Below are 12,906 nucleotides of genomic sequence, written 5' to 3' on the forward strand. Positions count from 1 at the left end.
CGCTACTCGTACACCACGTCGGGGTCGAACACGCGCTCGCCGACGTGCTCGCCGTCGACTGTGCGGTGGAAACACGAGCGGTGGCCGGTGTGACAGGCGCCGCCGGTCTGGTCGACGAGATACAGCAGGGTGTCGGCGTCGCAGTCGACGCGGACCTCGCGGACCTCCTGCGTGTGTCCGCTGGTGGCGCCCTTTTCCCACAGTTCCTCGCGGGACCGGGAGTAGTAGTGCGCTCGGCCCGTCTCGCGGGTACGCTCCAGCGCCTCTCGGTTCACGTACGCGAGCATCAACACCTCGCCGGAGTCGGCGTCCTGTGCGACGGCGGGGACGAGCCCGTCGTCGCCGAAATCGACCGCGATCCGGTCGGCGGGTTCGGCGTCGGGCGTGGGATCACTCATCGGTCCGAACGTCGGGGCTGGGGCGAATAGGTCTTGTGCGTAGCGGGCGCGACCACCGGCCGCGTGCCGGGTCGGGGGAGTTCTAGGGAGGTCAGACCAGCCCGAGCGCCCCGAGCGCGACCGTGAGCACGTCGCCGTACGTCAACGCGAGCACGAGCCCCCCGAACAACGGCACGAGGAACGGGAGCCCGGGAGACACCCACAGCGCGTCCTCGCCGGCGACGCGTTCCAGGCCCTCGCGGAGCGTCTCGGGCGTCGTGCCGTAGGCCGTTCCCTCGATGTCGTCGAGGAACCGTTCGGCGGCCCACGGGTCGTCGACGGCGTCCGCCTCGGCGTCGACCGGCGGTCCGTCCCGTCCCGGCGCCGCGGCGGCGTCCGGGTCGCCGGCGGCGTCGTCGGCCGTCGCGTCCGACTCGGGGAACTCGAACCCGCCGTCGTCGACGCCCCCGTCCGTCCGCGCGCCGTCGTGGACTGCGCCGTCGGTCGGCGGGTTCGTCTCGCCGACGGACGTCGGGTCGCGGTGCGCGTCGGGGTCCGACCGGACGGCCGCGAGCGTGGTGCCGCGCCACCGGAGGTACATCCGGAGCGCGTCGAGGTCGAGGCCCCGCTGCGGGCGGAGCCCGTCGACGCGGATGAGTTGGCCGTGCACGTCCGGGAGGTCTTCGGTCGCGGTCCAGCGACCGACGAACATCGCCGGAGAGAGCCGGCCGGCGGCGACGTTCGACACGAACAGCAGGGCGACGTAGCCCCCGCCGAACAGCACCGCGTTCGTCAGCGCCGACATCGCCGTGACGCCCAGCGCCGAGGGGTGCACGGGGAAGCCGACGGCGTGGAGCCACGTCACCTCCGGCAGGATCGACAGCGGGACGACGTACCCGGGAGTGGTCGGGAACGCGACCGCGAGCACCACGAGCGCCTTCGCGTCGGCGCCGCCGAAGGCGGCCATCCGGTAGGCGAGCAGCGAGAAGGGGATCAGGAAGAGGATCGAGAACCCGACCCGGACGAGGAACAGCCGTCCGGCGTAGCCGTCGAACGGGTACGCCCCGGCGGCCTCCACGACGAGCGCCAGCGCGCCGATCGCGAGGAGCGGAAGCCAGAGAGAACTCGCGACCCGTCGGGTCCGGATGTCGCGGTAGGCGGCCCACGCGAACCCCGGGAGGACGAGGAGCCTGAGGAGGTCGGCCGCGGTGGCGACGCCGAGCACGTTCATACGCCGTCGGGCGGCTCCGAGGGGTTAGTCGTTGCCGTCCGCGTCTCGGTCGTGAAAAACGCGCTGTGCGGGTTCGTCGTCGACGGACGCGTCGCTGGAGAGGGGAATAACGTGGAGAACTCGGCGGCGGACCGCGTTCAGATCAGATGACGCGGTTCTGGAGGTAGTCGAGGTGCTTCGCGTTGTAGACGATCTTGATCTCGTCGGCCTGCGGCGAACCGATGCACGTCAGGCGAACGTTCTTCTCCTCGACCTCCTCGTCGGAGAGGATCTGCTGCATGTCCATCTCGATCTCTCCCTCCTTCACGATCGCCGCGCAGTTCGCGCAGGCGCCGGCGCGACACGAGAAGGGCCAGTCGTAGCCCTGGGCCTCGGCGGCCTCGAGGATGTACTCGCCCTCGTTGACGTCGAGCTCGCCGTAGTCCTCTCCGTCCAACCCGGCCTCGGCCGCGTTCTCGAAGAGATCGTCGTCGTCGATCTCCCAGCCGTTGTCGTCCAGCACTTCGTAGTTAAGGTATTCGACCGTGGGCATCTCGTCCAACGCTTCGCCCGCCGCACCATTAGTTGTTGCTATCTGGTAGAGAGATAACGGCCCAAACGGGCTTTAGGCGGGCCGAAATAACCGTTCTACGGATCTGAGAGAATCGCATCGACGCGATCGATCGAGCCGTGCGAGACCGGAGGAACTCGGCGGTCCGACTGCGATACGAGCCACGGAGCGAACGTCACGGGGTCCTACAGGGGAACGACCGCGAACAGCGCGTACGAGCAGACGAACGAGATCGTGGGCGTGAAGATCCAAAAGGAGACGACGCGGCCGGTCGTACCGGGGTCGAACAGCTCCTCGGCGAGCAGTTCGTCCCCGTGCTCCTCGCCCATCCGGGGGACGCCGTCGTCGGCGTCCGGGCGGTCGGCCGCGAGCGCGTCGACGGACACCTCGGGTCGCCCGCGGTCGGTCCGTTCCCCGTCGCCCCGGAGCGCGCCGTCGACCGCGCCGCTGACGGCGTCGCCGAGCGTCGTCGTCCGGGTCGCTCGCCCCCAGCCGAGTCCCACGATCGACATCGTTGCCGAGACCGCCAGCGAGGCCGGGATCCCGATCCCTGAGAGGAACGTGATGAGGCTCGCCGCGACCACCTCGACGACGAGCGCCGCCGGCAGCGGGAGGTCGGTGAGGTCGTTGCCGACGGTGTCGAGCGTCCGGCGGGCGATCGTGAACGCGCCGACGGCGATCGCCGCGCTCGCGAGCAACACCCCCTGGCTCGCCGTCACCGACCCGTTCCCCACCAGCGGCGCGACCGCGTTGGCGACGTTGGAGGCGCCCGCGGAGAACGCCATGTAACAGGCGATGATGATCACGGCGGCCGTGCCGGCGACCTCCCGGCCGGTCGCGTCGGGCGCGACCGTGGGTCGCACGCCGTCGAACTCGACGACGCCGCCGGCCGACCGGTCGATCGCGAAGGCGGCGTCGAGGTACGGGTAGAAGTACCGACCGACGACCGCGCAGATCCAGAACGCGACGACGGGCGCGACGAGCCACCAGCCGACGATCCGCAGCATGACGTCGGCGTCGAGCGTCCCCGTCGCCGCGCCGAGGCCCGCAATGGCGCCGACGGCCGTCATCGAGGTCGAGGCGGGGACGCCGAAGGTGTTGGAGATCAACAGCGCCAGCCCGACGAAGAAGAGCACGCCGACGCTCGCGGCGAGCGTGAACGCCGACGACGGGACGATCTCCCCGCCCATCGTGTCGATGACGTTGCGACCGACCGTCCACCCGCCGGCGAGCGCGAACGCGGACATGAGCGCCGCCGCGGCCGTCTTCGAGAGCGTGCCGCTGCCGACCGCGGGGCCGAACGAGACGCCCGTCGACGACCCGCCGATGTTGAAGCCGACGAACACCGCGACGGCAACGCCGATCGCCAAGAGTGCCTCGACCACGCGAACACGCTCCCGCCGTCGGCCCATAAGTCCGGTCGATCTCCGTCCGCCCGCGACAGCGTTTAAGCCATGGGTCCGATACTACGGGGTATGGAATGGAAGACAGACTGGGGCCTGCGAGGCCGGATGGTCCTGACCGGGTTCCTGCTTTTCGCCCTCTACATCGTGTTCATCGCGGTGTTGTCCCAGTACGTGGGACTGTTCGCGATCGTCGCGATCATGGGGCTGTTCTCGCTCGGACAGTTCTTCTTCAGCGACAAGCTCGCGCTGTACTCGATGGGCGCGAAGGAGGTGTCCGAACAGGAGTATCCGGAGCTCCACCGGAAGATCACGCGCCTCTCCCAACAGGCGGACCTCCCGAAGCCGACGGTCGCGGTCGCCGACACCCGCGTGCCGAACGCGTTCGCCGCCGGGCGTTCACAGAAGAACTCGACCGTCTGCGTGACGACCGGACTGCTCCGCACGCTCGACGACGAGGAGCTGGAGGGCGTGCTCGCCCACGAGCTGGCGCACGTCAAGAACCGCGACGTGATGGTGATGACCATCGCGTCGTTCCTCTCGACGCTGGCGTTCATCGTCGTGCGTTGGGGCTGGCTCTTCGGCGGCGGGGGCGACCGCGGCGGCGGCAACCAGGCGCCGGTCATCGTCGCCATCGTCGTCTCGCTCGTCGTGTGGGTGATCTCGTTCATGCTCATCCGCCTGCTGTCGCGCTACCGCGAGTTCGCCGCCGACCGCGGCGGCGCGGCCATCTCGGGCAAGCCCGGCGCGCTCGCGTCGGCGCTCGTCACCATCGACAGCGGGATGGAGAAGGTACCGAAGGAGGACCTCCGCGACACCGCGGAGATGAACGCCTTCTTCGTCATCCCGATCAGGTCCGGGTTCATCGGGAAGCTGTTCTCGACGCACCCGAGCACCGAGAAGCGCGTCGAGCGGCTCCGCGAGCTGGAGCGGGAGCTCGAGACGGCCTGAGCCGAGTAGCGGCGCGCTCACACCCCTTGGGTCCGGAACGGAACGATCCGTTCCCTCTCCCCCGGTTCCGCACCGTCCAGCCCGTGTGAAGCTTGATACGTGATTGCGCAGAACGGACCGTATGAGCGACCGCACGTACGACATCTCCGGGATCGATCTCACCGACGACAGCTACACCGTCGTCCAGAGCCTCGTGCGCAACAAGTACCGGGCGGAGGACTCGTCGGGGAACGTCGTGTTGCGTGGGAAACAGAAGATGCTGAAGCTGAAGGAACAGTTCCCGTTCGTCGACGCCGACGGGACCGAGGTGTTCTCGGTGAAGGCGGCGGGGATGCTCGACGTCGCCGGCAACTACGTCCTCACCGACTCACGGACCGGCGAGGACCTGGTGATCCTCGACAACGACTACTCGGTCCTGCAGGACACCTGGACGATCCGCGACGCCGACACGGAGGCGGCGCTCGCGAGGATCGACTCCCGCGGCGCCCTGACGACGATCGCACGGAACGTCCTCCCGTTCGGTCACTGGATCCCGCACCGGTACGAGATCACCGACCCGAACGGCGCCCACGTCGGCACTATCGCCGGGGAGTTCTCCCTGGCGGACACCTACGAGATCACCGTCGACGACGCCGACGCGGTGCCGAAGGAGGCGGTCGTCGCCGCCGCGATGGTGATCGACGCGATCCAGGGGAACTGACGGCGCCGGCGACGTGGCGGTGTCGACCCGGTGAGCGACCGCCCGCGCGAGCGACGGCTTGAACACGGCTCCCCACGGAGTACCGACAGCGCCAATGGGGATTCTCGACACACTCAGATCCGTGCTCGGGTCGCGCGCGGAGGCCGACGCCGTCAGCGACGCCGACCCCGAGGACCTGTTCGGCATGAGCACCGCCTACGTCACGATGGAGGCGGACCTCGGCTTCCGCTCGGCCGACGAGGCGGCGCTGTGCTTCTCGTCGGTCGACTCCACCGACTTCGCCGACACCGTCGACGCCGTGGAGGCGATCCTCGATGCGGGGGGCGAGGAGACGGGGACGACGTTCCGCCGCCGCGAGGACGACCACGGCTACCACTGGGTGATCCTCGGCGACGACGACCCCGAGGACCTCGTCACGTCCGTCCACTTCGCGGCCGACGAGTTCGTCGAGCGAGGGTACGGCTCGCGGCTGCTGGCGGCGATGTTCGGCTTCGCCGACGAGCGCGATCCCGACCGCCACGCCTACTGGATCTACTCGTTCCGCCGCGGCTCGTACTACCCGTTCGCCCCGACGGGAACCAGCAGTCGGAGCAACAAGACCGAGTTCAAACTGGAGTCGGTGCTGGACGGCGAACTCGGCATCGAATCCGACAAGGAGTACTGGTACCCCCTGTGGCCGGACAGGCCGAACGGCCATCCCTGGGAGTAGGATCGCTCCCGCTCACGACGGCCCCGACTCCTCGACCCCCCGACTCCCCGCCATCGCTTCTGAACCCTCGCACACCGTCCGTGATCGACACGACCACGTACCGCGATTTCACTTTCACTCTACTGTTAACGAGGGTTTATGAGGGGAGCCGAGCAAGGACGGAGTACGATGGCAGAAGACGATCTCCAGGAACTCCCCGGCGTCGGCCCCGCGACCGCAGACAAACTCGTCGAGGCTGGCTTCGACAGCTACCAGAGCATCGCGGTCGCGAGTCCCGCGGAGCTGGGCAACACGGCCGACATCGGCGACTCGACGGCGAACGACATCATCCAGGGCGCCCGCGAGGCGGCCGACATCGGCGGCTTCGAGTCCGGCGCGCAGGTGCTGGAGCGACGCGAGGAGATCGGCAAGCTCTCCTGGCAGATCGACGAGGTCGACGACCTGCTCGGCGGCGGGATGGAGACGCAGTCGATCACCGAGGTGTACGGCGAGTTCGGCGCCGGCAAGTCGCAGGTGACCCACCAGATGGCCGTAAACGTCCAGCTCTCCAGCGACGACGGCGGGCTGGACGGGTCGGCCATCTTCGTCGACTCCGAGGACACGTTCCGCCCCGAGCGGATCGACGACATGGTCCGCGGGCTGGACGACGAGATCCTCGAACACGAGTTCGAGCGCCGCGACATCGAGGGCTCGCCCGAGAACGACGACGACATGCGGACGCTGGTGGAGGACTTCCTCGACCACATCCACGTCGCGAAGGCGTTCAACTCCAACCACCAGATCCTGCTGGCCGAGAAGGCGAAGGAGCTCGCCAGCGAGGCCGAGGACACCGACTGGCCCGTGCGGATGCTCACCGTCGACTCGCTGACGGCCCACTTCCGCGCCGAGTACGTCGGCCGGGGCGAGCTCGCCGAGCGCCAGCAGAAGCTCAACAAGCACCTGCACGACCTGATGCGTATCGGCGACCTCTACAACTGCGTCGTGCTCGTCACGAACCAGGTCGCATCCAACCCCGACTCCTACTTCGGCGACCCGACCCAGCCGATCGGCGGCAACATCCTCGGCCACACCTCGACGTTCCGGATCTACCTCCGCAAGTCGAAGGGCGACAAGCGGATCGTCCGCCTCGTGGACGCGCCGAACCTGGCGGACGGCGAGGCCGTGATGCGCGTGCAGGACGGCGGCCTCAAGCCCGAATAGGCTGCCCCCTCCGTACAGGCGGTATCACCGCTCGACCGGTGCCGTGAGAGTTTTTAACACGATACCCGCCCTCCGTACGAGTATGAGCACCGAAACGGCGTCCGAGGGGTTCGCCCTCCACACGGAGACGATGACTGGACTGCACTGGCTCGGGATCGCGCTCGCGGCGATCACCGGCGTCATCCACCTGTGGCTCGCGTACGCGTTCAGTTCGGAGACCGGGATGGCCGTCGCGTTCCTGATCGCGGGAGTCGGCTTTCTCGGCGGCGTGGCAGCGGTGCTGTTGGACTACCGTCGCCGTCTGTTCTACGTCCTCGGGATCCCGTTCACCGCCGGACAGATACCGCTGTGGTACGTGGCGAACGCGCCGGACTTCGGGGCGACCGGGATCGCGGACAAGGTCGTTCAGGTCCTCCTGATCGTCGTCCTCGTCGTCCTCTACAGACGCGAGTCGTAGGCCGTGATGGCGTTCACGCACGCGCTCGTCGGGGCGCTCCTCGCGGCCCCCGTGGTCGCGCTCGCGCCCGAGTTCGCGGTTCCCGCCGCCGCGGCCGGGATCGTCGGCGGGCTCCTCCCGGACCTCGACCTGTTCGTGGGGCGCCACCGGCGGACGCTCCACTTCCCCGTGTTGGGATGGGCGCTGGCGCTCCCGGCGATCGGCGTCGCCGCGGTCGCTCCGACGACCGCGACGGTCGCGGCCGCCGTCGGGAGCGCGTCGTTCGCCCTCCACGCCGGCACCGACGCCCTCGGCGCCGGCGACGAGATCCGACCGTGGGAGCGCACCTCCGCGGAGGCGGTCTTCGACCACCGTCGCGGTCGGTGGATCGCCCCCCGGTACTGGATCCGGTACGACGGGGCCCCCGAGGACGTCGTCGCCACCGCGGCGCTCGCGGCCCCGATCGTGGCGTTCTACCCCGCGCCGCTGCCGGCGATCGCTGCCGCCTGCGTCGCCCTTGGGGTCGCGTACGCGGTCGTCCGACGCCGGCTCCCGCCGGTCGTCGAGGAGTTGGTCGGGTGACGGCGGCTCGCCGCGTTCACGACACGTTTAGGGTGTCGGAGTCGCTGTGATCGCTCAGCAGATCGACGGACGCGACGCGGAGCGCGCTCGTCCCGACGCGACGGGGCCTCCCGGACCGCGGTCGTCCCGCCCGCCCCTAACACATGACATACCGAACGACCGTCACGCGGCAGTTCGTCGCACAGCACTACCTCACGGTCCCAGATCCCGGACCCGAGGGCGACCTCCACTCGCACGTCTTCTCCGTGGAGGCGACGTTCGCCGGCCCGTCGCTCGACGAGTACGACTACCTCGTCGACATCGACGACGTGCGCGCGGCGCTGGACGAGGCCGAGTCGCGCTACCGCGACGCGACGCTGAACGACCTCCCCGAGTTCGAGGGGTACAACCCCAGCGTCGAGCGGTTCGCTCGCGTGCTCCACGACCGCCTGGCCCCGGCCGCCGCGGGCGGATCCACCGAAACGCTCCGCGTCACGGTGTGGGAGGACGACGAGGCCGCCGCCGGCTACGAGGGGCCGATCCCCGACGCAGGCGGAGCCGACGGCGACAGGGATGGTTGAGCCGCCCCCGGGACCTGCCGGACCCGTCGGCGGCGGCGGGAGTGACGCCCACGACCGCCGCGAGGGTGACGATCGCGTCGGCGACGACCACGGGGTCGGCGACCCCGCGGACGACGACCTCACCGTCGCGCTCGTCGTCCCCGGCGACCCCGCGACGACCTCGGGGGGCTTCCGCTACGACCGTCGCCTCGTCGCCGGCCTCCGCGCGACCGGCGCGGCGGTTCGAGTGTTCTCGGTGCCGTGGCGACGCTACCCGCTCGACCTCCTCGACGCGCCGGGGCTCGCGACCGGAGTACCCGCCCGGCTACGGGACGTTGACGTGGTCGTGGTCGACGGACTCGCGCACGCCGGGACGGTCGGCCTCGTCCGCCGGCTCCGCCGTGACGGTACGCCCGTCGTCGCGCTGGTGCATCACCTCCGGCGCGCGGAGGGCGGCCGGCTCGCGCCGATCGCGACCCGGCTCGAGCGGTGTTTCCTCCGCGGGTGTTCGGCCGCCGTCTGCGTAAGCGGCGCGACCGAGCGCGACGTGCTGACGCTCGTCGATCGCCTTCCAACCCACCTCGCGCCGCCGCCCGCCGATCAGTTCGACCCCGAGGTCACTCCGTCGGACGTGGACCGTCGCGCCCGCGAGGACCCGTTCCGGGTCGTCGCGCTCGGATCGCTCGTCCCGCGGAAGGGTCACGACACGCTGGTGCGGGCGCTCGCGGGGCTCGACTCGGACGGCGCGGCCGGCGAACGCGGCGGGAGCGATGTAGGCGACGCGGACGACACGGGTGACGCGGTGAACGCGAGCGGGGGAGCCGCCGAAGACGACGGCGACTCGACCCCCGACTGGCGGCTCGCCGTCGTCGGCCCGGAGCCCGATCCGGACCACGCCCGCGCGGTGCGTACGCTCGCCGATGACCTCGGCGTCGCCGACCGGGTGTCGTTCCGCGGGAAGCTGTCGACGCCCGATCTCGCGGACGTCCTCCGGGAGTCGCACGCGCTCGCGGTTCCCTCCCAGCACGAGGGGTTCGGAATGGCGTATCTGGAGGGGATGGGCTTCGGCCTCCCGGCGGTCGCCTCCGCCGCGGGCGGCGCGTCCTCGGTCGTCGTCGACGGCGAGAACGGCTTCCTCGTCGACCCCGGCGACGTGGGAGGCGTCCGAGAGGCGCTCGCCGCGCTCGCGGGCGACCGCGACCGACTGGCGGGGATGGGGACGGCGGCGCTTCGCCGGTTCGACGCCCACCCGGACTGGGCCGACACCGTCGCCGGCGTCCGGAGCTTCCTGACGGAGGTGGCCGATGGAGGGTGACGACGTGGCGTATCTGGAGGCGGCCCGGACGGTCGACGACCGCGCCCACAGCGACGCCGCGACCGACGCGTTCCGGACGGCGCTTGAGCGACCGACGCTGGGGCGACCGGCACGGGAGCGACCGACGCCCGGGGCGGACGAGGGGTCGGGGTCGGCGGACGGAGTCCGCGTGTTCGAGGCCGGCGCCGGCACCTGCGGGATGCTTCGCCGCCTGCTCGACGACGGCGCGTTGCCGGCGGGCGAGTGGGTCGCCGTCGACGCCGACGAGCGGGTGCTGTCAGCCGGACGAGATCGGCTGCACGAGGCGGCACGCGTGGCGGGGTACGGAGTCGAAACCGAGGGGTCGGAACTGCTGCTCGAACTCCCCGACGACGCGACGCTTCGCGTCCGCTTCGCGGTCGGCGACGCTCGCGAGGTCGCGGACGACCGCGGCGGCGACTTCGACGGCGTGGTCGCGCGGTCGTTCGCGGACCTGCTGGCTCCCGACGACGTGCTCGACCTCCTCGGGACGGCCGCCCCGGACGGCTGGTACCACCTGCCGCTCACCTTCGACGGCGAGACGCGGTTCGCGCCCGAGCACCCTACCGACCACGCCGTGATCGACGCCTTCCACGGGACGATGCGCAACCGCGGGCGGGCGGCGACGCTGCTCGCCGAGCGGTTCCGGGAGGCCGGGACGCCGCCGACGGTCGACGCGCGCGCCGACTGGGTGATCGAGGGTACCTCCGACGGAGCGGAAACCCATGGGGGCGCCGCCTATCCGGCCGACGAGGGGACGTTCCTGCGGATCGTCCTCGACACCGTCGTCGCCTCCGTGCGCGAGTCGGGGGCCGTGTCGGCGGCGACGCTGTCGGCGTGGGCGGGGACGAGAACTGCGCAGTTGGAACGTGGAGAACTCGGCTACGTCGCGGTGAACCGCGACCTGTTCGGACGTGTCCCGTGAATCGCCGGCGGGACGGACGAGCGGGGAGCCCGCGAGCCGGCGTCAGTCCTCGGTCTTGGTGACGTCGAGGTCGTCGATCTCGCCCTCGTGGAGCTTCGCGCCGTCCTGTGCGACCTGCCGGGCGAGCACGGCGCACTTGATCCGCATCGGGGAGATGTCGACGCCGAGCATCTCCGTGATGTCGTCGGTGTCCATCGCCTCCAACTCGTCGAGGGTCATCCCCTGCAGGCGCTCGGACAGCATCGACGCCGACGCCTGCGAGATGGCGCAGCCGTCGCCCGAGAAGGCCATGTAGTCGATGGTCTCGCCGTCGTCCTCCAGCCGCACGTCGACGGTGATCGTGTCGCCACAGGAGGGGTTCTCGCCGGTGTGCGAGAACGTGGCGTCGTCGAGTTCGGCGTGGTTGCGCGGGTTCTTGTAGTGGTCGAGTATCTGCTGGCGATACATGTCGGAGCCGCCGCCAATGCCCATTGTTGACGGTAATTGGCGAGTGAGTCCGTTAAGCGTTCCGGGGACGGAGGACCCGGGATGGTCGGGAGACGAGCGCGGCGAGTCCTCCGATAGCCGTGGAAGATCCCGGTGAGGACCGTTCAGGTGAACGGAGGATCCCGCGAACGCTCAGGCGAACAGCTGTCGAGCGTCGTCGACCGCCTCGACCAGCTTGTCGATCTCCTCGCGGGTGTTGTAGACGTAGAAGCTCGCGCGGGCGCTGGCTGCGACCCCGAGCTTGTCGTGCAGCGGCTGCGTGCAGTGATCGCCGGCGCGGACCGCGACGGCGTGGTCGTTGAGGATGCTGGAGAGGTCGTGGGCGTGGACGCCGTCGAGGTTGAACGCCACGAGCCCCGCGCGGTCGTCGCCCGGGGGCCCGTAGATGTCCACGTCCTCCCGTTCAGTGAGCCGGTCGTAGGCGTACTCCGCGAGCAGTTGCTCGTGGGCGTGAACGTTCTCCATCCCGAGGTCCTCCAGGTAGTCGATCGCCGCGTGGAGGGCGATGCCCTGCGCGATGACGGGCGTTCCGGCCTCGAACTTCCACGGGAGGTCCTCCCACTCGCTGTCCTCGAAGGTGACCTTCCGGATCATCTCCCCGCCGTAGAGGTACGGCTCCATCTCCTCCAGCAGGTGCTCCTTCCCGTACAGCACGCCGATGCCGGTGGGGCCGCACATCTTGTGTCCCGAGAAGGCGAAGAAGTCCGCGTCGATGTCGGCCACGTCGACGGGCATGTGCGGCACCGACTGCGCGCCGTCGACGAAGATCAACCCGTCGTGATCGTGCACGAGATCCGCGAGTTCGCGGACGGGGTTGACGGTGCCGAGCGTGTTCGAGACGTGGACGACGTTCGCCATCGCGGTGTCGTCGTCCACGAGTTCGCGGGCGTGGTCCATGTCGAGGCGGCCGTCCTCGTCGACGCGAACGAACCGCACGTCGGCGCCGGTCCGTTTGCCGATCTGTTGCCAGGTGACCAGCGAGGCGTGGTGCTCCATCTCGGTGAGGACGACGTTATCCTCGGGGCCGAGTTCGTTCAGCCCCCACGCGTAGGCGACGAGGTTCTCCGCCTCCGTCGTGTTCTTGGTGAAGACGACCTCCTCGCGCCCCTCGGCGCCGATGAACTCGGCGACGCGGTCGTGAGCGTTCTCGTAGGCGACCGACGCCTCCTGGCTCAGGTGATGGATGCCGCGATGGACGTTGGAGTTGTACGAGCGGTAGTAGTCCGCGATCGTGTCGACGACCTGGTCGGGCGTGTGGCTCGTCGCCGCGTTGTCGAGGTAGACGAGCGGCTTCGTGTCCCCCTCGTCCTCGCCGGGGACGGTCACGTCGCCGCCGACCTTCCGCTGAAGGATGGGGAAGTCGGCGCGAACGGCCTCGACGTCGAGCGGGTACGGTTCCTGCTCAGGCGCTTCCATTACCGCATATGAGGGGTCGGAGGGGTAACATCCCTTCGGTCGTTCGGGGGGTTCGTAACCGAAATCGG

At 69.9% G+C, this 12,906-nt stretch carries 15 protein-coding genes; 9 read left to right on the forward strand and 6 right to left on the reverse strand.

The window, feature by feature from the left end:
• Nucleotides 1-2 precede the first annotated feature (2 nt).
• The 4 genes from hisI to GRX01_RS16415 all read right to left on the reverse strand — a co-directional run bounded on the left by hisI (nt 3) and on the right by GRX01_RS16415 (nt 3,543).
• A complete protein-coding gene (gene hisI / locus GRX01_RS16400) occupies nt 3-398 on the reverse strand; it encodes a phosphoribosyl-AMP cyclohydrolase (protein WP_159670138.1) in 396 nt (131 codons plus the stop codon).
• 91 nt (nt 399-489) lie between these two features.
• Nucleotides 490-1,608, reverse strand: coding sequence for an A24 family peptidase (locus GRX01_RS16405; protein WP_159670141.1), 1,119 nt, complete (start codon nt 1,606-1,608; stop codon nt 490-492).
• Nucleotides 1,609-1,750: 142 nt separating this feature from the next.
• Entirely contained in the window at nt 1,751-2,140 is a 390-nt protein-coding gene (gene fer / locus GRX01_RS16410; RefSeq protein ID WP_159670145.1) for a ferredoxin Fer, read from the reverse strand.
• Between the two features lie 203 nt (nt 2,141-2,343).
• Complete coding sequence (locus GRX01_RS16415) at nt 2,344-3,543, reverse strand: inorganic phosphate transporter (protein WP_321168172.1); 1,200 nt, start codon at nt 3,541-3,543, stop codon at nt 2,344-2,346.
• 90 nt (nt 3,544-3,633) lie between these two features.
• On the opposite strand from GRX01_RS16415, the gene htpX reads away from it, so the two are divergent.
• The 9 genes from htpX to GRX01_RS16460 all read left to right on the forward strand — a co-directional run bounded on the left by htpX (nt 3,634) and on the right by GRX01_RS16460 (nt 10,936).
• Entirely contained in the window at nt 3,634-4,512 is an 879-nt protein-coding gene (gene htpX / locus GRX01_RS16420; protein ID WP_159670151.1) for a zinc metalloprotease HtpX, read from the forward strand.
• Between the two features lie 121 nt (nt 4,513-4,633).
• The gene (locus GRX01_RS16425) at nt 4,634-5,212 is read left to right on the forward strand and encodes an LURP-one-related/scramblase family protein (protein ID WP_159670154.1); all 579 of its coding nucleotides are present in this window, start codon (nt 4,634-4,636) and stop codon (nt 5,210-5,212) included.
• A 94-nt stretch (nt 5,213-5,306) separates the two neighbouring features.
• The gene (gene pspAB / locus GRX01_RS16430; RefSeq protein ID WP_159670157.1) at nt 5,307-5,921 is read left to right on the forward strand and encodes a PspA-associated protein PspAB; all 615 of its coding nucleotides are present in this window, start codon (nt 5,307-5,309) and stop codon (nt 5,919-5,921) included.
• Between the two features lie 168 nt (nt 5,922-6,089).
• Nucleotides 6,090-7,121, forward strand: a complete 1,032-nt coding sequence (gene radA, locus GRX01_RS16435) for a DNA repair and recombination protein RadA (RefSeq protein ID WP_159670159.1) — start codon at nt 6,090-6,092, stop codon at nt 7,119-7,121.
• A gap of 82 nt (nt 7,122-7,203) precedes the next feature.
• On the forward strand, nt 7,204-7,578 hold the full coding sequence (locus tag GRX01_RS16440) for a DUF7475 family protein (protein ID WP_159670162.1): 375 nt from the start codon (nt 7,204-7,206) through the stop codon (nt 7,576-7,578).
• Between the two features lie 6 nt (nt 7,579-7,584).
• Complete coding sequence (locus GRX01_RS16445) at nt 7,585-8,139, forward strand: metal-dependent hydrolase (RefSeq protein WP_159670165.1); 555 nt, start codon at nt 7,585-7,587, stop codon at nt 8,137-8,139.
• A 143-nt stretch (nt 8,140-8,282) separates the two neighbouring features.
• Entirely contained in the window at nt 8,283-8,699 is a 417-nt protein-coding gene (locus GRX01_RS16450) for a 6-pyruvoyl trahydropterin synthase family protein (RefSeq protein ID WP_159670168.1), read from the forward strand.
• Nucleotides 8,692-9,993, forward strand: a complete 1,302-nt coding sequence (locus GRX01_RS16455) for a glycosyltransferase family 4 protein (protein ID WP_159670171.1) — start codon at nt 8,692-8,694, stop codon at nt 9,991-9,993. The genes GRX01_RS16450 and GRX01_RS16455 overlap by 8 nt, the downstream gene beginning before the upstream one ends.
• Complete coding sequence (locus GRX01_RS16460; protein ID WP_159670174.1) at nt 9,983-10,936, forward strand: class I SAM-dependent methyltransferase; 954 nt, start codon at nt 9,983-9,985, stop codon at nt 10,934-10,936. Before GRX01_RS16455 ends, GRX01_RS16460 begins: the two co-directional genes overlap by 11 nt.
• 42 nt (nt 10,937-10,978) lie before the next feature.
• Here the strand turns inward: GRX01_RS16460 and sufU are convergent, their stop codons facing one another.
• Entirely contained in the window at nt 10,979-11,401 is a 423-nt protein-coding gene (gene sufU, locus GRX01_RS16465; protein WP_321168178.1) for a Fe-S cluster assembly sulfur transfer protein SufU, read from the reverse strand.
• A gap of 153 nt (nt 11,402-11,554) precedes the next feature.
• On the reverse strand, nt 11,555-12,838 hold the full coding sequence (locus tag GRX01_RS16470) for an aminotransferase class V-fold PLP-dependent enzyme (RefSeq protein WP_159670180.1): 1,284 nt from the start codon (nt 12,836-12,838) through the stop codon (nt 11,555-11,557).
• Between the last annotated feature and the right edge of the window lie 68 nt (nt 12,839-12,906).

The organism is Halobaculum saliterrae (genome assembly GCF_009831625.1).
GTDB lineage: Archaea > Halobacteriota > Halobacteria > Halobacteriales > Haloferacaceae > Halobaculum > Halobaculum saliterrae.